This is a genomic window from Corallococcus sicarius (assembly GCF_003611735.1).
GTDB classification, from domain to species: domain Bacteria; phylum Myxococcota; class Myxococcia; order Myxococcales; family Myxococcaceae; genus Corallococcus; species Corallococcus sicarius.
Genome location: NZ_RAWG01000789.1, coordinates 1 through 393, shown reverse-complemented (window position 1 = coordinate 393; position 393 = coordinate 1). Strand labels below are relative to the sequence as shown.

General features: G+C 43.0%; 1 protein-coding gene. It reads right to left on the bottom strand.

The features are described from left to right. On the bottom strand, nt 1–236 hold a 236-nt coding region (locus D7X12_RS45800), incomplete at its 3' end, for a hypothetical protein (protein ID WP_208719664.1). Nucleotides 237–393 lie beyond the last annotated feature (157 nt).

The window sequence follows — 393 nt, the reverse complement described above, 5'->3', positions numbered from 1 at the left end:
TTCCATTCCTTTCCACTCGAGTTGACTTCATTCCATTCCTTTCCATTCCATTCCATTCCTTTCCACTCGAGTTGATTCCATTCCATTCCAATCCATTGCATTCCATTCCATGCCATTCCACTCGGGTTGATTCCATTCCTTTGCATTCCATTCCATTCCATTCCATTCCATTCCATTCCACTGCATTCAACTCCACTCCACGCCACTCCTCTCAATTCCATTCCATTCCATTGCATTCCTTTCCATTCTATTCCACACTATTCTATTTGACTCCACTCCACTCCACTACAATTCATTCCATTCCATTCAATTCCATTCCATTCCACAGTAATCCATTCCATTGTACTCCATCCCTTCCCATCCCATCCACCTCCACTTAATTCCTTTCCATTC